Consider the following 18,134-nt stretch of genomic DNA (forward strand, 5'->3'; position numbering starts at 1 on the left):
ACGCCTTCCTAGGGGCACCGCTTGCTTACCGCCAACCGGCTTACAATTGCATCTTATGTCTTGTCGTTCATAGCGCTTATCGCCGTGCTCGAACTGGGACTGCTTTCGGCGCTTCTTGCCGGCCTCCTCGTCTATAATGTCGTGCACCTTTCGGCACCGCTGCTCGGCAGGGCAGGGGTCGATGGCCGAATTGCCAAAACGGTAGCTCTGGCGCTGCTTGCCCTCGTCTTCATCCTTTTGATCGTGGCGGCCGTGCTCGGCGGCGTCGCATTTCTGAGTGACGGCTCGGAAGGCATCGCGTCACTTTTCAAGAAGATGGCGGAAATCATCGATACGGCGCAGGTACATCTGCCGAGCTGGGCGCGGGATTATTTCCCGTCTAACCTTGAAGAGCTGGAATCGGTTGCCGCCGTCTGGCTGCGTGAACATGCCGGACAGTTGCAGCTGGTCGGCAGGGAGTTCGGTGTCCTTCTCATAAGGATTATCATCGGCATGATCATCGGCGGCATGGTCGCACTGAGTTCGGTTGCGCCGTCACGGCAGCTTGGCCCGCTGGCGATCGCACTTACCGATCGTATCGATCACTTCAGCGACGCGTTCCGCAACATCGTCTTCTCGCAGCTGCGTATCTCTGCATTGAACACGTTCTTTACCGGTATCTTCCTCGTCCTCATTCTACCTTCCTTCGGCGTAGACCTTCCACTCGTCAAAACCATGATCGCGGTCACCTTCATCGCCGGTCTATTGCCCGTCATCGGCAATTTGATCTCGAACACCGTGATCGTCATTGTAGCCCTCAGCGTATCGCTGTTTGCGGCACTCGGATCCTTGGCTTTTCTCATTGTCATCCACAAGCTCGAGTACTTCCTCAATGCAAAGATCATCGGTTCACGCATCAAGGCGCGCGCGTGGGAGCTGCTCTTGGCGATGATTGTCCTGGAGGCCTGGTATGGCATTGCCGGCCTGATCGCTGCGCCGATCTACTACGCCTATTTGAAGGATGAGCTGAAGTTCCGCCAGCTGATCTGACGGCGATTGCACCTTGAGATATACCGGCATTCGCCGAATTTGGTATTGCGAATGCGATTCAAATCTGAGATCGTAATGACAGCCCTGAACAGCAAACAAAAAAGAATGGGGTAAAGGAGGAAACATAGTTCGCAATTCTGTTTTGGAGTTCAACTATGCTTTCACATTCCAGTCATGCCGACATCGTTTACATCCCGGATTCCGCAACATGCCGGACAGCAGTCCAGCAATGTCCAGTGGATACCGGCCCGCAGATCCTGTCGCATAACGCGCCGCACTCCCATCGATGCTTCGTTCGGGGCATCGGGCAAAGTGGTAGGGGGAGGGTGTAATGGACGACAAGTCGTTTTCATCGCCAGTCAGAATAAGTCTTGGCGCCATGGGGCTCCGTTTGGTTGCGACGGCTTGGGAGGCTCTTGAGTGTCTCCGAAATCAATGGCCGCAGCAGGATGGGCTTGAATACAAGCGTGCCGTTCGCATCAATCGCGATGCCCTCGAAGGGTGGATGACGCCGGCAAAAGCCAGGCAGGCCTTTGTCCAGGCAGCGCAACGCGCCGGGGTCTTCATCGACGACCGGACGAACAAATAGGTCTTTGCGTTGCGCACCTGACTTGAGCGGCAGGCGATCGAGGCGCAACTGCACGTGCCGCTCTCCCGCTTGCCAACGTGGCTGTGGCTTCCAAATGGCCACGCGCAATCGTGCGCAATTTTGCCAAGGATGGAAACCGTAGTACTGGTGTCATCAGGTCGGGTTATGACCTGATGATTCAACAGACTGGGTATGCCGATGAGCCACTTCTTCAATCGCAGGGAAAACATCGTCACCGAGGCGCTCGACGGCCTCCTGCTGACCAGCCGCCCGGGTCTGCTGGCCCGCCTCGACTCATATCCGGACATCAAGGTCATTGTGCGGTCCGATTGGGACAGGTCGAAAGTCGCCGTCATTTCGGGCGGCGGCGCAGGCCACGAGCCTGCCCATGCCGGCTTCGTGGGGCGGGGCATGCTTACGGCCGCAGTCTCGGGGGAAATCTTCGCATCGCCAAGCGTTGATGCGGTGCTCACGGCCATACGTGCCGTTACTGGCCCTGCAGGTTGCCTTCTTGTCGTCAAGAATTACACGGGCGACCGGCTGAACTTCGGTCTTGCCGCTGAGCGGGCACGCGCCGAAGGGTTCAACGTCGAGATGGTCATCGTTGCCGATGACATAGCGCTCCCGGACCTCGCACAGCCCCGCGGTATCGCCGGCACGCTGTTCGTGCACAAGATCGCAGGTTTTCTCGCCGAGCGTGGTGACGCGTTGCAGGACATCGCAGCGGCCGCCACCACGGCAGCGGCAGAGATCGTTTCGCTCGGCGTTGCCTATTCCACTTGTTCAATTCCGGGCCAGCCGCACGAGTCGCGGCTCGGCGAGAATGAAGGCGAACTCGGGCTCGGCATTCACGGGGAACCGGGCGTCGAGCGCATCCCGGTCCAGGCTGGGGCGAGTATCGTCGGCATCATGGCCGAACGCCTCAGTGCCGCTATTCCCGCTGGCGGGGAATATGCTTTGCTCATCAACAACCTTGGTGCCGTGCCACCGGTCGAGATGAACCTGATCGCGCGCAATGTTCTTGCAACACCGCTTGGCGGCAGAGTGAAGCTCATCATTGGCCCGGGGCCGATCATGACAGCGCTCAACATGAACGGCTTTTCGCTGTCGCTGATTAAGCTTGATCTGGCGCGCGAAGCGGCTCTTCTCGCGGAGGTTGCACCGCACGCATGGCTAACTCCTGTCGAACGCCATGAGCTGGCCATCGTACCCGCGCCCGCAGTGCGAAGCGAAATCGAACATATGGCCGCCAGCCGCGACGCAGACGTCGAAGAAATGCTCGCGACCGTTTGCAACAGGCTTGTCGCGCTCGAACCGGACCTTAACCGGCTTGATGCTCGTGCTGGTGACGGCGATACCGGTTCCACGGTTGCAGCAGGCGCGCGCGGCATCCTGGCGCGGATCGATACACTGCCCCTCGCCGACAAGGCGGCGACATTTGCAGCCATCGGATCGATCCTCGCTACCAGCATGGGCGGTTCGAGCGGCGTGCTTCTGTCCATATTCTTTACGGCGGCATCGAAGTCGATGGCGGCAGGCGCAAACGTACCGGAAGCACTGCTCTCAGGGCTCGATCGCATGACATTCTACGGCGGCGCCAAACCCGGCGATCGCACGATGATCGACGCGCTCGATCCCGCACTGAATGCACTTGCCGCCAGCGGAGCGCAAGAAGCTGCCGTTGCTGCAAGGTCCGGAGCCCAGGCAACGGCATCGATGACCACGGCAAAAGCGGGTCGCTCGTCTTATGTCGGCGCGCGCGATCTTGATGGCATAGTCGACCCCGGTGCAGAAGCAGTTGCAGCAGCATTCGAGGCCGCTGCCGCCGTTATGGTGCACGGCAAGACGATGCACCGTCCATGACCGGGCGTACGGCCCGGATCAATTGCCACTTTCTCGCCTGACCTGCGAAGCGTGAGTTCCATAACTACTCTTATGCCATAAATTGCAAATTGTTGTAAAATATCAATTACTTAGTACTACACGCGCGCCCGAGTGGTCGAGGCACCTCTCTAGCTGTCGGCCTGCTCGGCGTCACACGTGCCCGCTCTGGTTGCGTCGGACAATCATGAGCACGAGCAGGATGATGCCAAGCGCGATGAACGCGATGCCAATGGTAAGGAACTCTGTCGAACCGTAGCGGTAGCCTGACGCAGTGATCAGGAAACCCAGTATAATGGCGATCAATCCGCCCAGCTTCTTGAAGAGTGAAATCGGTCTGTCATCGTTTAAGGCCATGTCAAACCTCCGACGTTGCAGGCTTGAACGAAGTTCGCCTGGCCGTACACACGACGGCAGTCCATGCTAGCAGTGGTTGCGGCATTGCTCAATCGCCGCTTTTGCCGCTGTCTCGAAGAGCCGCCAGTCCGGCGAGCTGATTCAACTCTTGCGTGAAAATATCCTTTGCATCCATTCCGCTTCGGCTAATGTGTTGGCGGGCCAAAAGGCCAGGTACCCAAGAGGATGGAACATGAATAAAACGTTTCTGACGATCGCTGCGGCCATCGTCGCTTTTGCATCGAACGCAGCAGCCCAGGATTGGAAGGAAATCCGCATCGCCACTGAAGGCGCCTATCCGCCCTTCAATACCCTGAAGGCCGATGGAACGCTGGCTGGCCTCGATGTCGATATCGCCAATGCGCTCTGCGACGAGATGAAGGCAAAATGCACCATTGTTGCGCAAGACTGGGACGGTATCATCCCGGGTCTCATGGCCAACAAGTATGACGCCATCATTGCGTCCATGAGCATTACCGAAGAGCGCAAGCAGAAAATCGATTTCACCAACAAATACTATACCACGCCTTTGGCGGTCATCGTTCCGAAGGATAGCACGCTCGCCGGCGTCGGCGTCGAAGACATGAAGGGCAAGAGCGTCGGCGCGCAGGCGTCAACGACTCAAGGCAACTATGCGACCGACATCTACGGGAAGGCCGGCGTGGACGTGAAGCTCTACCCGACGCAGGAAGAAGCGGCCGCCGACATCCAGAACGGGCGCATCGACGCGCTGATCTCAGACAAATTCGTCGTGGTCGACTGGCTCAACAATGCCGGCAAGGATTGCTGCAAGATGCTTGCAGACGTTCCGGGAACGGCAACTGAAGCCGGCATCGGCATTCGCAAGGGCGACGACGCGCTGCGCGAGAAATTCAACAAGGCGATCGATGCCATCGTAGCCAATGGGACCTACAAGACAATCGTCTCGAAGTATTTCCCCTTCGATATCTATTGATCAATACAAAGCCATCCGGCCCCGGCCGGGTGGCCCCGCTCGCATCAAATGACTTGATTGGACAGCACAGCGGCCAGATGCCAAGATTGATACGAAAGTCGCATTGGGGACCGCTCAGCACACTCTGTCATCGATCACGAGGAGAGCATCATCATGGCAACCTGGCAACCTGATCCTTCCTTCTATCCCTCGCCGCGCATGGCGGCGAAAGCGCCGGCCGAAAAACTGGCCTATGTCGCCGCCTTCGATCCCGAACGAAAAATCCCCGACGCCATTACCGTCGTGGACGTCGATCCAAAATCCCCCACCTATTCGCAGATTGTCGGCCAGGTCGATATGCCAAATGCCGGCGATGAGTTACATCACTTCGGCTGGAATGCCTGCTCGTCGTGCCTTTGCCCGAATGCCCCTCATCCGCATATGGAGCGCCGCTATCTGGTCGTACCCGGGCTGCGTTCCTCGCGGCTCCATATCATCGATACCAAGCCCGATCCGAAGAACCCGAAAATAACCCGCGTCATCGAGCCGGAGGAAGTCGCCGAAAAGGCAGGCTACTCCCGCCTTCATACCATTCACTGCGGGCCCGAGGGTATTTATGTGAACGCGCTCGGCAATGCCGAAGGCAAGGCGCCGGGAGGCATCTTCCTCCTTGACCCCACGAGTTTCGATGTTCTGGGACAGTGGGAGATGGACCGCGGCCCGCAAAAACTCGCCTATGATTTCTGGTGGCACCTCGGGCATGACACGATGGTAACCAGCGAATGGGGAACGCCCGACACGTTTGAGAACGGTCTCGTTCCAGAGATACTGCTCGGAAGCAAGTACGGACGCAGATTGCACTTCTGGGACCTCCATAAGCGCAAGCATCTGCAGGAAATCGATCTCGGTGAAGAATACCAGCTGGTGTTCGAACTTCGCCCGGCGCACAACCCGACCAAGGCCTATGGCTTTGTCGGCTGCGTCATCAGCCTCAAGGATCTTTCCGCGTCGATCTGGACCTGGTATCGCGACGGCGACAAGTGGGCCGTCAAGAAAATCATCGAAATCCCTGCCGAGCCGGCCGACCCCGACCTGTTGCCGCCCGTGCTGAAGGGGTTCGGCGCGGTCGCGCCGCTTGTCACCGACATCGACCTTTCTATGGATGACCGCTTCCTCTATGTCTCCTGCTGGGGCACGGGCGACATGATCCAATATGACGTCTCCGACCCTTTCAATCCGAAGGAAACCGGCCGGGTCCGCATCGGCGGCATCGTCTCGCGGGCGACGCATCCGAAAGCGAAGAACGGTGCCCTGAACGGCGGGCCGCAGATGGTGGAAATCAGCCGCGACGGCAAGCGGGTCTACTTCACCAACTCGCTCTACGGACCCATCGATCCGCAGTTCTATCCGGAAGGTCTCGAGGGCTGGATGGTGAAGCTCGATGTCGGCGAGAATGGCGGCATCACATTCGACGAGAACTTCTTCATCGATTGGCCGAAGAGCCACCGGCCGCACCAGGTGCGGCTCGAAGGTGGCGATTGTTCGTCGGATTCCTACTGCTATCCATGACGGCATCAGGTCAAACGACGATCAGACACGCAGAATGACATCCATCTCTCCATGGCTGGTGCTCGCCGGCCTTGGCGTTTTTCATGGTCTCAACCCGGCGATGGGCTGGCTGTTCGCGGTAGCGCTCGGGCTTCACCGCGGCAGTCGCATGGTTGTCTTGCGGTCGCTCGTGCCGATTGCGCTTGGCCACGCTGCCTCGATCGCGGTGGTTGCCGTCGTTGCCGTATTGCTCGGCTTCATTTTCGACCAGCGCCCGCTCGAAATCGCGGCGGGTATCCTGCTGCTCGCCTGGGCGGCATATCAGGCCGCCTATGGTCACCGGCACCGCGTGCGTGTCGGCATGACCACGGGGATGGTCGGTCTCGGCTTCTGGTCGTTCCTGATGGCGAGCGCGCATGGCGCCGGGCTCATGCTTGTGCCGGTGGTGATCCCGCTTTGCCTTACGTCGATGCCTGGGCAGGACCTGACGGCTTCGGGGTCACTCTTGATCGCGCTCGCAGCGGTCGGCATCCACATGGCCGCAATGCTGGCGGTCATTCTCGTTATCGCGCTCACGGTTTATGATTGGTTTGGACTCGCATTCCTGCGGCGCGGGTGGATCAACTTCGATCTCATATGGATCGCGGCGCTGACGGCGACCGGCCTTATCCTGATTGCCTAGCGCACCAGCTTTGCCGAGCCTATGCTTTCAGCTCAAAGCCCTCTGCACATCCGGGAATTAGTTGAACGCAAAGCAAGGAGGACTCAATGACGCGCCCTCCTCGCCTGAAGGTTACTTCTGGATGCAGGTATCGACAGTATCCTTGGTGCATTCGTCAAGACCGGTGAAAACCGGATCCTCGACGGTCTTGCCTTCGATCAGGTTGATCATGACCGATGGCGCCTTGTAGCCCATTTCGAAAGGCCGCTGACCAACGAGAGCCGTTACCAAGCCTTCCTTGGCAATGGCGACTTCGTCGCCGATCGTATCGGCCGCGCCGATGACGAATTCATTCTTGGCGATCTTGTCAGCCAGTGGCTTGAACAGGTCACGATACGGCTGAGGCGCACCGAAGAGCGGCCAGCCACCCATGATGCCGAATGCGTCAAGGTCCGGATTGGCGGCGAGGATATCCGTCATCGCCTGGACGCCCTTGGCGCCGTCGTCATTGGTAAACACCGGGCAACCGGCAACTTCTGTCCAGCCGCCCTCGCCTTTCAGGGCGGTCAAGCCCTTCTGGCCGCTGAGCGTGTCGCGCATGCCCTGCGCACGGCGCAAGATATTGTCCGCACCGGGGTTGCCTTCGATCGTGCAAATCTTCCCGCCACTCGGCTTGCCCTTCTTGATGTACTCGCCGATCTTGGCGCCCATCAGGTAGTTGTCTGTGCCAAGATAGGTCTTGCGCAGGGCAGAGTCTTCTGCAGCAAGGTCGGCATCGAGCGTCATGACCGGAACCGTCGGATTGGCGGTCTTGATCGTCTGCGCGATTAGCTTGGCGTTAGATGGTGAAATGGCAATCGCGGCCGTGTCTGCCTTGCCAAGGACGTCCTGGACAATCTGTGCCTCACCTGCCTCATCGGATGTCGAAGCTGGACCGGTGTAGAAGCACTCATATTCCGAGCTCGCGTTTTCCTTGTTCCACTTCTGGCAGCCCTGGTTGATGGCTTCGAAGAATGGATTGTCGAGACCCTTGACGACGATGACAAGCTGCTTCTTCGCCATAGCTGGTCCGGCACCGAGCGCGAGCGCAGCGGCGGCTAACAATAGAATTGATTTCCTCATTTGTTCCTCCCTTGAACCCAACGGACACGAGCGTGCCCGCCACACAGATCAATCTGGATGCCAGACAATACGAGGTTGTTCTGCAATCACACGTATCGCGGAAACCAGTCGATAGTTATTTCAGTCCGATGCAGGCGACCTTTGCCTGATCCCGATGTCTTCCAGGTTCCGGTTCGAACCTCGAACGAGCGGCGAGTACGCGTTACCGCATTGACCGCGAACGGGTTCCGCCCGACTTGCCCCGTCGCTTTCGTGATCAGATATTCCTCCCTGACGCTAGCTAATAACGCCAACGTTTCCCCGTCAACGGGTATTTGTAATATAAAACTATTTTTGGTTGTATGGGCTTGCAATCACCCGAAAGTTTATTGACGCTTGATTAAGCGTTTGCGTAAATTCGACCTACCGCTTTCCTTGGGAGGGGATGGAAGGTCGCGACAATATCCGCGTGAACGAGCGGGATAGCGAGCGTACAGAAAAAGGGAGGCAGGTTAGCTGGTGGCGGTTCTCGAACTCATCAATATTTCGAAGCATTTCGGCGCGATACAAGCGGTGAATGATGTTTCATTCGCGATTGAACCCGGCCAGGTCGTCGGCCTCATGGGGGACAATGGCGCCGGTAAATCAACGCTCGTGAAGATGATCGCCGGAAATTTCCGCCAGAGCGAAGGCACCATGCGTATGGATGGTGCCGAACTCATCATGCACAAGCCGATCGATGCCCGTCAGCATGGAATTGAGATCGTCTATCAGGATCTTGCGCTCTGCGACAATCTCTCGGCGGCGGCAAACGTCTTTCTTGGGCGCGAACTGCGGCGGGGTTTCGGTCCCATCCGCATCCTCGACTACGCCAACATGTACAAGCGCGCCGGCCAGATCTTCGCTGAACTGAAATCCGAGACGCGGCCGCGCGACCTGGTCAAACAGATGTCCGGGGGGCAGCGCCAGGCTGTGGCTATTGCACGTACGCGTTTATCAGAGGCCAAGATCGTGCTGATGGACGAGCCGACAGCGGCAATCTCGGTCCGCCAGGTTGCCGAGGTCCTCAACCTGATCCGCAACCTGCGCGATCAGGGAATTGCAGTGATCCTCATCAGCCACCGCATGCCCGACGTCTTCGATGTGGCCGACCGGGTCATAGTGATGCGGCGCGGCAGGAAGGTTGCTGACAAGTCGATCGGGGCGACGTCGCCTGAAGAAGTCACGGGATTGATCACCGGCGCGATCGAACAGCTTGCCTGATCCGTCGGGCATCGAATCATTTGGAGGAACCGAGGTCGACCATGGCCATCACACTTGATCAGACAATCAACCAAAGGCAGCACAACTGGCTCTCGTCCGTCCTGGGAAGCCAGACGTTCTGGGTACTGATTGCCGTTATCCTCGCCTGTATCTTCCTCTCGTTCGCCACGGATTCCTTCGCGACGACAAAGAACCTTTACAACATCACCCGCAACGTCACCTTTGTCGCGATCATCGCGCTCGGCATGACACTGGTCATCATCACGGGAGGAATCGACCTCTCGGTCGGATCGGTCCTCTGTTTATGCAGCATGATCCTCGGCGTGGTCATGCATGCCGGCTACAGCATCGAAATCGGCATTGCCGCGTCCATCGCGACCGCCCTCGCCATCGGTGGGTGTCATGGCATCCTGATTGCCTATATTGGCATGCCCCCCTTTGTCGTCACGCTCGGCACCTTGTCGATCGCGCGCAGTCTCGCCATGGTTGCCTCCGGCAACACGGTCGTGTTCCAGTTCGGGCCGGACCATGACAAATTGCTCGCGCTCGGCGGCGGCGCGTGGTTCCTTGGCATCGCCAATCCTGTCCTTTACATGATCGTACTGGCGCTCCTGACCGGCTTTGTACTGCGCTGGACAAGGTTCGGACGCCACGTCTATGCGATAGGCGGCAATGAGCATGCGGCGACCCTCACCGGCGTACCGGTCCGGCTCATCAAGGTTGCCGTCTATATGATCTCCTCGCTATCGGCCGGCATCGCCGGCATCATCCAGACCGGCTGGCTCGGCGCGATCACCACCAATATCGGCACGGGTCTTGAACTTCAGGTCATCGCCGCGGCCGTCATCGGGGGAGCCGCCCTCGCCGGCGGCGTCGGCACCGCGCTCGGCGCGCTAGTCGGCGCGGCGCTGATCGAGGTGATCCGCAACAGCCTTGGTCTTCTCGGTATCAATGCCTTCTGGCAAGGCTGTTTCATCGGCGGCGCAATCCTCTTCGCCGTTCTCTTCGACAGGCTGCGCAACCTGCGCCAAAGCGACAATTGAGGGCATTGCCGACTCCCAGACGGCGGTGCCCCGGCACATGGAGAAAACCAGAATGAAGAAGCGTATCGTGTTCACCGGCGGCGCTGGCAAGGCGGGGCGTCACGTCATTCCCTACCTCGTCGAGCACGGCTATGAGGTCCTCAATATCGACCTCGTTGCCCTGGATTATCCAGGCGTCAACACCCTGTTTGCCGATATCACCGACAGCGGCGAAATGTTCAACGCCCTTTCGAGCCACTTCGGCTTCGATGGGTTCGAGACCGGCAAAGGTCCGGCGCCGATCGATGCCGTCGTGCACTTCGCGGCAGTGCCGCGCGTTTTGATCAAGCCCGACAACGAAACGTTCCGGGTCAATACGATCGGCACTTACAATGTCATCGAGGCGGCGGTCAAACTCGGTATCCGCAAGGTCATCATCGCCTCGAGCGAAACGACCTATGGCGTTTGCTTTGCCGAGGGCGACAAGGATTTCCACGCGTTCCCGCTCGAAGAAGATTACGACATCGATCCGATGGACAGCTACGGACTGTCGAAGCTCGTCAACGAGAAAACTGCGCGGGCCTTCGCCATGCGCACCGGCGCGGACATCTACGCACTGCGCATCGGCAATGTGATCGAGCCGCATGAATATGATCGCTTCCCGGATTTCATCGCCAATCCGATGTCGCGCAAACGCAATGCGTGGAGCTACATCGACGCCCGCGATCTAGGGCAGATCGTCGACCTGGCGATCCAGAAGAACGGTCTCGGCTTCCAGGTGTTCAATGCGGTCAACGACACGATCACGGCGACGCTGCCGACGCAGGAATTCCTCGCCAAATACTGCCCCAACGTGACAATCACCCGGGAACTTGGCGAGTTCGAAGCGCCATTGTCCAACCGCAAGACACGCGAAGTCCTCGGGTTCCGCGAAGAGCACGATTGGCGGAAATACGTCAAACAGAGTTGACTTCCCCCTCCCCTCAAAGTCCAATTGCCTCGTCAAGGCAAAGATGACAGCAGTGGAGGGCGGACATGAGCGAGACATTTGTAATTGCGCAAGGCGGCGGCCCTACTGCCGTCATCAACCAGACGTTGGCTGGAGCGGTGATCGAGGCGCGCAAACGCCATAAGGGTGCGCGCATTCTAGGCGCGCTCCACGGCGTGAGCGGCATTCGCGACGGCAATTTCGTCGACCTCTCCGACCTTCCCGAGGAGCAGCTCCGTTTGCTCGGCGCAACGCCCAGCGCCGCATTGGGCAGCACGCGCGACAAACCGGACGCAGCCTATTGCGAAAAGGTCCTGAAAGGTCTGAGACAGGCAGGCGCCACGGCCTTCATCTACATCGGCGGCAATGATACGGCCGGGACGCAACAGATCCTGAATGACGCGTCAGGCGGCGATATCGCCTTCGTTCACGCGCCGAAGACGATCGACAATGACCTTGAAGAGAACGACCACACTCCGGGGTTCATCTCGGCCGCCGAGTTCGTCGCCACGGCTTTCGCCAGCGTCGATCTCGATTTCCGCGCCTTGCCGGGCATTTATGTCGGCATCGTCATGGGCCGGCACGCCGGCTTTCTAACCGCAGCAGCAGCCGCATGGCAATTTGACGACGAGAGCGGACCGCATCTCCTCTATGTTCCCGAACTCGCCTTCTCGCCAAAGCGTTTCGTCGAGGAGGTACGCTCCGTCATCGATCGTCATGGACGCTGCATCGTTGCCATGTCCGAAGGCGTTACCGCCGAGGACGGCCGTTCGGTGGTAGAAAATCTCGTGCCGCGCGAGCGCCTTGAATTTGACGCGCATGGCAATGTCCGCCTCTCCGGCGGCGATCTCGGCATGGCGGTGGAACAGGCCTTGCGCGACGGATTGCCCGGCGTGCGTGCCCGGGTCGACACGTTCGGTTATTTGCCACGCGGCAATGCCGGGATGATCAACGCGACCGATGCGCAAGAAGCTTTTGATGCGGGCACATTTGCGGTCGAAGCTGCAGCACAGGGCGGAGGCTCGGTTGCGTTGCAGGAGGAAGGCGGCATAACACGTATCCGTCTGGTGCCGCTCGCCAATGTCGCGGGAAAGACGCGTCACCTGCCCCCCGGCTTCCTGTCTGCGCAGGGAACGCGTCTTGCTGCCGGCGGCAAGGCCTATTTCGACCGGTTGCTGCCACGGCGGCTCAAGCTCGCGAAACCGTTTGTCTAGAGTTACCTGGAACAGCTATTGCGCGCGCCGCGGTCCGCGTCCATGCAGGATAAGTGGGAAGGCCACAACCTTCCCGCCGACACGGATTCACTGGATTGACCTGAAAACCTGCCGGGTAGGGAAATCAGATCCCTTCGCCCTGGGTGTTTCTTTCCTCATGCGTCAATGTCGCGATGAATCGCTTTGTCCGCTCGCGTTGCGGACGCGTGAAGATATCGCGCGAAGACCCTTGTTCGACGATGACTCCGCCGTCGAGAACAATGACCTCATTGGCGATTTTCGATGCGAGCCGCAGATCGTGCGTCGCCATCACCATCGTCGTTCCTTCACGGGCAAGTTGCGCGAGGACGTCGACAACCTCGCCCGATAGTTCGGGGTCGAGCGCCGATGTCGGCTCGTCGCAAAGGAGGACCTTTGGCGAAGGCGCGAGCGCCCGCGCGATGGCCACACGCTGCTGCTGGCCGCCCGAAAGCGTCGAGGGCCACACCTCGGCCTTGTGGGCGAGGCCAACCTTTTCAAGAAGCATCATGGCCCGTTCGCGCGCACGCTCCTTCGGCCATTTCAGTACGGTGGTCAGCCCCTCGGTGACGTTCTCGATGACCGTCCGGTGCGGGAAAAGCTGGAAGTTCTGGAACACCATGCCGGTGTGACGGCGAAGTCTGTGAACGTCCTTGCTGTTGACGCGAAGGTCCGGTCGGAACTCCAACCTGTCCCCAGCTATATCGACGGAACCGGAGGTCGGAATTTCCAGGAGGTTGATGCAGCGCAACAACGTGCTCTTGCCCCCTCCCGAAGGGCCGACGAGCGCCATGACCGCGCCTTCAGCAACGCTGAGCGAGACCTCATTCAGCACAGTCAGGTCGCCGAAACGCTTCACGATATTTTTGAGATCGACCATGCTCATGAGCGCGCCTCCAGGAAGCCGCCATAGCGATTGAGGCGGGTCTCCAGCCGCGCCTGCAGCGATGACAGGACGGAACTCATCACGAGGTAGATCAACGCCGCCTCGACATAGAGGATCAGTGGTTCATAGGTGGTTGCAACGATGCGCTGCGCTGCCTGGAACAGCTCGGGCACGGTGATAGCGGCGGCAAGCGAAGTATCTTTGACCAGCGAGATGAAGGTATTGGACAGGGGCGGAACGGCGACCCGCGCGGCCTGCGGGAGGATCGTGCGACGCATAGCCTGCCCCCAGCTCATACCGATCGAATAGGCAGCTTCCCATTGCCCCTTGGGCACGGAGGAAATGACCGCACGCAAGATCTCCGACGTGTAGGCACCGATATTGAGCGTGAAGCCGATCAAGGCGGCGGTGAACGCATCAAGGACGATACCGACGCTTGGCAGACCGTAAAAGATCAGAAACAACTGGACGAGAAGCGGCGTGCCGCGAATGATCCACACATAGAACTTGACGACCGCTGCAAAGGGTGCCGGGGCAAACAAGCGAACGAGCGCTGCGATCAGGCCGACAGCCAGCCCCAGGACGAAAGATAGCAGTGTCAGGGGAATGGTGAAAACCAGTCCTGCCCAGAGCAGCGAGGGCAGCGATTCAAGCATCAGTGTCAGCCAATGGGTCAAATCCGGTTCTCCCTGGTGAGCCCGTATTTTAATAGGAAAAAGGCAGGGACAAATGCCCTGCCCTCTTAGAGCGCAAATCGCGCCGGTCGTAAACGGGTGTTACTTGGAGACGTCCTCGCCGAAATACTTGTCGGCAATATTCTTGTAGGTACCGTCCGCCTTGATCGTCTCGAGCGCCTTATTGATCGCAGCCAGGAGATCCGGCTCGTTCTTGCGAATGATGATGCCGGAAAAGTCGGCATTTTCCTGCTGGGCGGCGATCTTCACATTGGCGTCCGGCTTGTGCTTCTTGAAGTCGAGGAACGACAGGCTGTCATTGATCGTTGCGTCGGCGCGGCCGTTGAGGACGAGCTGGATCGACTGGTCGAAACCATCGGTACCGACGAGCTCGGCGCCCGCTTCCTGCGCGATCTTGCCGAAATTGCTCGACAGGGACTGCGCCGATTTCTTGCCCTTCAGATCAGCGAAGGTCTTGATATCGGCATTGTCGCCCTTGACGATGAGAACAGCCTTGGAGGCGATATAGGGCTCGGAGAAATCATACTTCTGCTTGCGAGCCTCGGTGATGCCGACCTGGTTGATGACTGTGTCATAGCGGTTCGCGTCAAGACCGGCGATGAGGCCATCCCACTTGCCTTCGAGGAACTGTGGCTTGACGCCGAGGTTCTTGGCGATCGCCTCGCCGATCTCCACGTCGAAGCCGACGAGCTTGCCGGCTGCGTCATGATAGGTGAACGGCGCGTAGGTGCCTTCGGTGCCGATCTTCAGGACACCCGCCGCCTTGATCTTTTCCAGATTCGATTCTGCATGGGCCTGTGCGGGCACGATTGCGAGAGCGCCGATGACGAGGAGCGATTTCAGCCACTTCATTTGTTTCCATCCATTGTTTTAGCCTTTCGGCGAATGATCGGAAAATGTCACTTTGCTTGGCTGCTGCATAGGCATTCCCAGCCAGCAAAATCTGTTAAACGGCGAAAGCAATACCAGAAATCGCCGAAACAGCGAAATATTATTCCAGACCCATTTTTCGCTAAAGGCGACGATCGCCTTAGGCCAATCTCATGCCCGACTTGGCGTGGAAGACGTGAACATTTTCCGGCTTGACGCCGAGGCCGATCATATCGCCCGGAGCGCGATCGGTGCGCCCCATGGCGAAGATGCAAACCTGCTGATCCGCCATCTTCGTATAGAATTGCGTCGAGAGGCCCAATGGCTCGATGACCTCGATCCTGGCCTTCAAATAATCCGCCCCGCCGATCTCGATGTTTTCCGGCCGTACGCCAACGACAATCCTGTCGCCGTCGGTAAGGTTGAGTTCCTGCCGCAGCGGCACGAACTGACCATCGGCAAGCTCCGCGGCACTCGTTCCGTTCTGGTTTGTGACAACGGCCGGCAGGAAGTTCATCCCGGGCGAACCGATGAAGCCGGCAACAAAGAGGTTCGCCGGATGGTCGTAAAGTTCGAGAGGCGTTCCGACCTGCTGGATCACGCCATCGTGCATCACAACAATACGGTCGGCCATGGTCATGGCTTCAACCTGATCGTGGGTGACATAGACGGACGTCGTCTTCAACTGCTGGTGCAGCGCCTTGATCTCGGTGCGCATATGTACGCGCAACTTTGCGTCGAGGTTGGACAAGGGTTCGTCGAAGAGGAAGACCTTGGGATCACGCACGATCGCCCGCCCCATGGCGACGCGCTGGCGCTGACCGCCGGAGAGCTGGCGCGGAAGCCGCTCGAGGAACACGTCGAGGCCGAGACGCTTGGCGGCGCTGCCGACGCGGCTCATGACGAGGTCCTTGGCCGTCTTGCGCAGCAAGAGGCTGAAGCCCATGTTCGCCGCTACGTCCATATGCGGATAGAGCGCATAGGACTGGAACACCATGGCGATGTCGCGATCCTTGGGCGCGACATCGTTGACGACACGATCGCCGATCTTGATCTCGCCGGCAGAAATTTCTTCCAGCCCCGCAATCATGCGCAACAGCGTGGACTTGCCGCAGCCCGATGGCCCGACGAGGACGACAAACTCGCCGTCGGCGATCGAGAGATCAACGGAGGACAGCACGTTCATGGCGCCGTAGTTTTTCTGAACATTCGATATGGTGACAGAAGCCATGGGATTTATCCTTGGTTAGCCCTTCACTGCGCCGGCGGTCAGGCCGGTGACGAGGTAGCGTTGCAGGAAGGCGAAGAACAGGCAGGCCGGAATAAGCGCGAGCACCGAAGCCGCCATCATCTGCCCCCAGTCCACGGCGAATTTGCCGATGAAGGTGAGGAGCCCGACGGCAAAGGTCTTCTGGCTGTCACTGCTGATCAGCATCAGCGCGAACAGAAGTTCGCTCCATGCGGCGGTGAAGACGAAGCCGAGGGTTGCGCCCATACCGGGCAGTGTCAGCGGAATGATGACCTTGCGCAGCGCTTGTGAGCGGCTGCAGCCGTCGATCATCGCGGCTTCCTCAAGATCCTTTGGAATACCGTCGAAGAACGACTGCATCAGGAATGTAGCAAAGGCAATGTTGAAGGCGGTGTAGATGATGATGAGCCCGGTGAGACTATTGGTAAGCCCAAGCTGACCCATGATACGGTAGATCGGCGGAATGACCATCACTAGCGGAAATGTCTGGGTCAGGAGCAGCGTCACGGCGACGGTCGTCTTGCCATGGAACGAGAAGCGCGACATGGCATAACCCGCCGCCGAGGCTATGACCGTCACCAGCGCAGCGGTTATTACCGAGACGATGACGCTGTTGAGGAAGTAGCGGGGGAAATCGGTGGCACGCAGCACGGTGACGTAGTTTTCCCACGTCGATGTCGACGGCCACATCGTGATGCCTTCCGAATATAGCAGGGATTGCGGCGTCACCGAAATCTTCAGCGTCCAGAACAGCGGGAACAGGGCAAAAATGACATAGGCCCCGACTGCGCCATAGAGACCTATGGCGCCGAAAATCCGGGCATTGCGCGAGCGGCCGGCGATCATCAGGAATACCTCACGAGTGCTTTGCGAATACGGATCAGGACGACCGCGTAGAGGATGAGGAGCGCGAGGAGGAGAACGGCAACCGCCGATGCGTAGCCCTTGTCGAGCGTCTTGAATGCGCTGACATAGATGTAGGTCGCGACGGTATTGGTGGAACCCGCCGGTCCGCCCTCGGTCATCACGTAGATGAGGTCGGCGAATGTGGCGATCCAGATTGTCCGCAGCATGACCGTGATGGCGATGGTTGGAGCAAGGAACGGCAAGGTCACTTTGGTGAAACGTTGCCACGGATTGGCGCCGTCGATCGCGGCGGCTTCATGAAGTTCCGACGGGATAGACTTCAGCGCTGCCAGCAGGGTAATCGCAAAGAACGGGATGCCGAACCAGACATTGGCGATGATCGGCCCCCACATTGCTGTCGCGGGATCGGAGAGGATATTGGTCGGCTCCGCCTTGAGCCCGAGCGCATAGAGCCAGTGTGGCAGAGGCCCGACGATCGGATTGAAGAGCCAGGCCCAGGTAAGACCCGAAAGAAACGAGGGAACCGCCCACGGCAGGAAGACGATGGCCTGGACCAGCTTCTTGCCGGCGAAATTGCGATCGAGGAGCAACGCGAGGCCAAGCCCAAGGAAGAACTGGAAGAAAAGGCTCGCGACCGTCCACCACAGGGTGTTGATCAGCGCCTCGCCCAGCACCTTGTCGTGCAGCATTGCCTGATATTGCGCGAGCCCGACAAACTCAGACTTGAAGGCGGAAAACTTGCGGAAGGAATAGCTGATGCCGAAGATCAGCGGCACCACGAGAACGAGGAGCAGAAATACGAGTGCCGGACTCATATAGGCCCATGGTTCGAAGGCATCGGCAAAGCTTCGCTTCTCGCCGGCCCTCCCGCCCTTCTGCGGCAAGCCTGCCGCTGTCGATTGCATGACCATACCTATCGAACC

The 18,134-nt window shown here is 58.9% G+C and carries 18 protein-coding genes; 10 read left to right on the forward strand and 8 right to left on the reverse strand.

Annotation, left to right across the window (positions count from 1 at the left end; translation table 11 throughout):
* The first annotated feature begins 21 nt into the window (after positions 1–21).
* From GF108_RS18920 to GF108_RS18930, 3 genes are all read left to right on the forward strand, one after another.
* Positions 22–1,029, forward strand: coding sequence for an AI-2E family transporter (locus tag GF108_RS18920; RefSeq protein WP_027232201.1), 1,008 nt, complete (start codon positions 22–24; stop codon positions 1,027–1,029).
* Positions 1,030–1,408: 379 nt separating this feature from the next.
* Entirely contained in the window at positions 1,409–1,618 is a 210-nt protein-coding gene (locus tag GF108_RS22790; protein WP_370462256.1) for a DUF982 domain-containing protein, read from the forward strand.
* Between the two features lie 198 nt (positions 1,619–1,816).
* Positions 1,817–3,481 (forward strand): dihydroxyacetone kinase subunit DhaK, encoded by a 1,665-nt coding sequence (locus GF108_RS18930; RefSeq protein WP_153669884.1) that lies wholly within the window; start codon positions 1,817–1,819, stop codon positions 3,479–3,481.
* 171 nt (positions 3,482–3,652) lie between these two features.
* Here the strand turns inward: GF108_RS18930 and GF108_RS18935 are convergent, their stop codons facing one another.
* A complete protein-coding gene (locus GF108_RS18935) occupies positions 3,653–3,856 on the reverse strand; it encodes a hypothetical protein (protein WP_027232204.1) in 204 nt (67 codons plus the stop codon).
* A 232-nt stretch (positions 3,857–4,088) separates the two neighbouring features.
* Between GF108_RS18935 and GF108_RS18940 the strand changes: the two genes are divergently transcribed.
* From GF108_RS18940 to GF108_RS18950, 3 genes are all read left to right on the forward strand, one after another.
* Positions 4,089–4,850: an ABC transporter substrate-binding protein gene (locus GF108_RS18940; protein WP_153669886.1), complete on the forward strand. Its 762-nt coding sequence runs from the start codon at positions 4,089–4,091 to the stop codon at positions 4,848–4,850.
* 153 nt (positions 4,851–5,003) lie between these two features.
* The gene (locus tag GF108_RS18945; RefSeq protein WP_153669888.1) at positions 5,004–6,398 is read left to right on the forward strand and encodes a selenium-binding family protein; all 1,395 of its coding nucleotides are present in this window, start codon (positions 5,004–5,006) and stop codon (positions 6,396–6,398) included.
* A gap of 34 nt (positions 6,399–6,432) precedes the next feature.
* Complete coding sequence (locus tag GF108_RS18950) at positions 6,433–7,059, forward strand: hypothetical protein (RefSeq protein WP_153669890.1); 627 nt, start codon at positions 6,433–6,435, stop codon at positions 7,057–7,059.
* 111 nt (positions 7,060–7,170) lie between these two features.
* Here GF108_RS18950 and GF108_RS18955 read toward each other — a convergent pair whose 3' ends face one another.
* Positions 7,171–8,160, reverse strand: a complete 990-nt coding sequence (locus GF108_RS18955; protein WP_153669891.1) for a substrate-binding domain-containing protein — start codon at positions 8,158–8,160, stop codon at positions 7,171–7,173.
* Positions 8,161–8,658: 498 nt separating this feature from the next.
* On the opposite strand from GF108_RS18955, the gene GF108_RS18960 reads away from it, so the two are divergent.
* The 4 genes from GF108_RS18960 to GF108_RS18975 all read left to right on the forward strand — a co-directional run bounded on the left by GF108_RS18960 (position 8,659) and on the right by GF108_RS18975 (position 12,626).
* Positions 8,659–9,402 carry an ATP-binding cassette domain-containing protein gene (locus GF108_RS18960; protein ID WP_027232209.1) on the forward strand — a complete coding sequence of 248 codons (744 nt, stop codon included), beginning with the start codon at positions 8,659–8,661 and terminating at the stop codon, positions 9,400–9,402.
* Positions 9,403–9,443: 41 nt separating this feature from the next.
* Positions 9,444–10,445: an ABC transporter permease gene (locus tag GF108_RS18965; protein ID WP_153669895.1), complete on the forward strand. Its 1,002-nt coding sequence runs from the start codon at positions 9,444–9,446 to the stop codon at positions 10,443–10,445.
* Positions 10,446–10,497: 52 nt separating this feature from the next.
* Positions 10,498–11,394, forward strand: coding sequence for an NAD(P)-dependent oxidoreductase (locus GF108_RS18970; RefSeq protein WP_153669897.1), 897 nt, complete (start codon positions 10,498–10,500; stop codon positions 11,392–11,394).
* Positions 11,395–11,459: 65 nt separating this feature from the next.
* On the forward strand, positions 11,460–12,626 hold the full coding sequence (locus GF108_RS18975; protein ID WP_153669899.1) for a diphosphate--fructose-6-phosphate 1-phosphotransferase: 1,167 nt from the start codon (positions 11,460–11,462) through the stop codon (positions 12,624–12,626).
* Positions 12,627–12,750: 124 nt separating this feature from the next.
* On the opposite strand, the gene GF108_RS18980 is transcribed toward GF108_RS18975, so the two are convergent.
* The 6 genes from GF108_RS18980 to GF108_RS19005 all read right to left on the reverse strand — a co-directional run bounded on the left by GF108_RS18980 (position 12,751) and on the right by GF108_RS19005 (position 18,122).
* Positions 12,751–13,524, reverse strand: coding sequence for an amino acid ABC transporter ATP-binding protein (locus GF108_RS18980; RefSeq protein WP_027232213.1), 774 nt, complete (start codon positions 13,522–13,524; stop codon positions 12,751–12,753).
* Between the two features lie 2 nt (positions 13,525–13,526).
* On the reverse strand, positions 13,527–14,207 hold the full coding sequence (locus GF108_RS18985) for an amino acid ABC transporter permease (protein ID WP_153669901.1): 681 nt from the start codon (positions 14,205–14,207) through the stop codon (positions 13,527–13,529).
* A gap of 99 nt (positions 14,208–14,306) precedes the next feature.
* Entirely contained in the window at positions 14,307–15,077 is a 771-nt protein-coding gene (locus tag GF108_RS18990) for an amino acid ABC transporter substrate-binding protein (RefSeq protein WP_153669903.1), read from the reverse strand.
* Between the two features lie 178 nt (positions 15,078–15,255).
* Positions 15,256–16,326 carry an ABC transporter ATP-binding protein gene (locus GF108_RS18995; RefSeq protein WP_153669905.1) on the reverse strand — a complete coding sequence of 357 codons (1,071 nt, stop codon included), beginning with the start codon at positions 16,324–16,326 and terminating at the stop codon, positions 15,256–15,258.
* A gap of 15 nt (positions 16,327–16,341) precedes the next feature.
* On the reverse strand, positions 16,342–17,190 hold the full coding sequence (locus GF108_RS19000; RefSeq protein WP_153669907.1) for a carbohydrate ABC transporter permease: 849 nt from the start codon (positions 17,188–17,190) through the stop codon (positions 16,342–16,344).
* Complete coding sequence (locus GF108_RS19005) at positions 17,190–18,122, reverse strand: carbohydrate ABC transporter permease (protein WP_172982696.1); 933 nt, start codon at positions 18,120–18,122, stop codon at positions 17,190–17,192. The genes GF108_RS19000 and GF108_RS19005 overlap by 1 nt, the downstream gene beginning before the upstream one ends.
* Positions 18,123–18,134 lie beyond the last annotated feature (12 nt).

The sequence above is a fragment of the Phyllobacterium sp. SYP-B3895 genome (assembly GCF_009647635.1).
GTDB lineage: Bacteria > Pseudomonadota > Alphaproteobacteria > Rhizobiales > Rhizobiaceae > Phyllobacterium > Phyllobacterium pellucidum.

Excerpts from the sequence above, each read along its gene's own strand:
- GF108_RS22790 (WP_370462256.1), top strand. The coding sequence starts at position 1,409 with ATGGGGCTCCGTTTGGTTGCGACGGCTTGGGAGGCTCTTGAGTGTCTC.
- GF108_RS18930 (WP_153669884.1), top strand. The coding sequence starts at position 1,817 with ATGAGCCACTTCTTCAATCGCAGGGAAAACATCGTCACCGAGGCGCTC.
- GF108_RS18935 (WP_027232204.1), bottom strand. The coding sequence starts at position 3,856 with ATGGCCTTAAACGATGACAGACCGATTTCACTCTTCAAGAAGCTGGGC.
- GF108_RS18940 (WP_153669886.1), top strand. The coding sequence starts at position 4,089 with ATGAATAAAACGTTTCTGACGATCGCTGCGGCCATCGTCGCTTTTGCA.
- GF108_RS18945 (WP_153669888.1), top strand. The coding sequence starts at position 5,004 with ATGGCAACCTGGCAACCTGATCCTTCCTTCTATCCCTCGCCGCGCATG.
- GF108_RS18950 (WP_153669890.1), top strand. The coding sequence starts at position 6,433 with ATGACATCCATCTCTCCATGGCTGGTGCTCGCCGGCCTTGGCGTTTTT.
- GF108_RS18955 (WP_153669891.1), bottom strand. The coding sequence starts at position 8,160 with ATGAGGAAATCAATTCTATTGTTAGCCGCCGCTGCGCTCGCGCTCGGT.
- GF108_RS18965 (WP_153669895.1), top strand. The coding sequence starts at position 9,444 with ATGGCCATCACACTTGATCAGACAATCAACCAAAGGCAGCACAACTGG.
- GF108_RS18970 (WP_153669897.1), top strand. The coding sequence starts at position 10,498 with ATGAAGAAGCGTATCGTGTTCACCGGCGGCGCTGGCAAGGCGGGGCGT.
- GF108_RS18975 (WP_153669899.1), top strand. The coding sequence starts at position 11,460 with ATGAGCGAGACATTTGTAATTGCGCAAGGCGGCGGCCCTACTGCCGTC.
- GF108_RS18980 (WP_027232213.1), bottom strand. The coding sequence starts at position 13,524 with ATGGTCGATCTCAAAAATATCGTGAAGCGTTTCGGCGACCTGACTGTG.
- GF108_RS18990 (WP_153669903.1), bottom strand. The coding sequence starts at position 15,077 with ATGAAGTGGCTGAAATCGCTCCTCGTCATCGGCGCTCTCGCAATCGTG.
- GF108_RS18995 (WP_153669905.1), bottom strand. The coding sequence starts at position 16,326 with ATGGCTTCTGTCACCATATCGAATGTTCAGAAAAACTACGGCGCCATG.
- GF108_RS19000 (WP_153669907.1), bottom strand. The coding sequence starts at position 17,190 with ATGATCGCCGGCCGCTCGCGCAATGCCCGGATTTTCGGCGCCATAGGT.
- GF108_RS19005 (WP_172982696.1), bottom strand. The coding sequence starts at position 18,122 with ATGGTCATGCAATCGACAGCGGCAGGCTTGCCGCAGAAGGGCGGGAGG.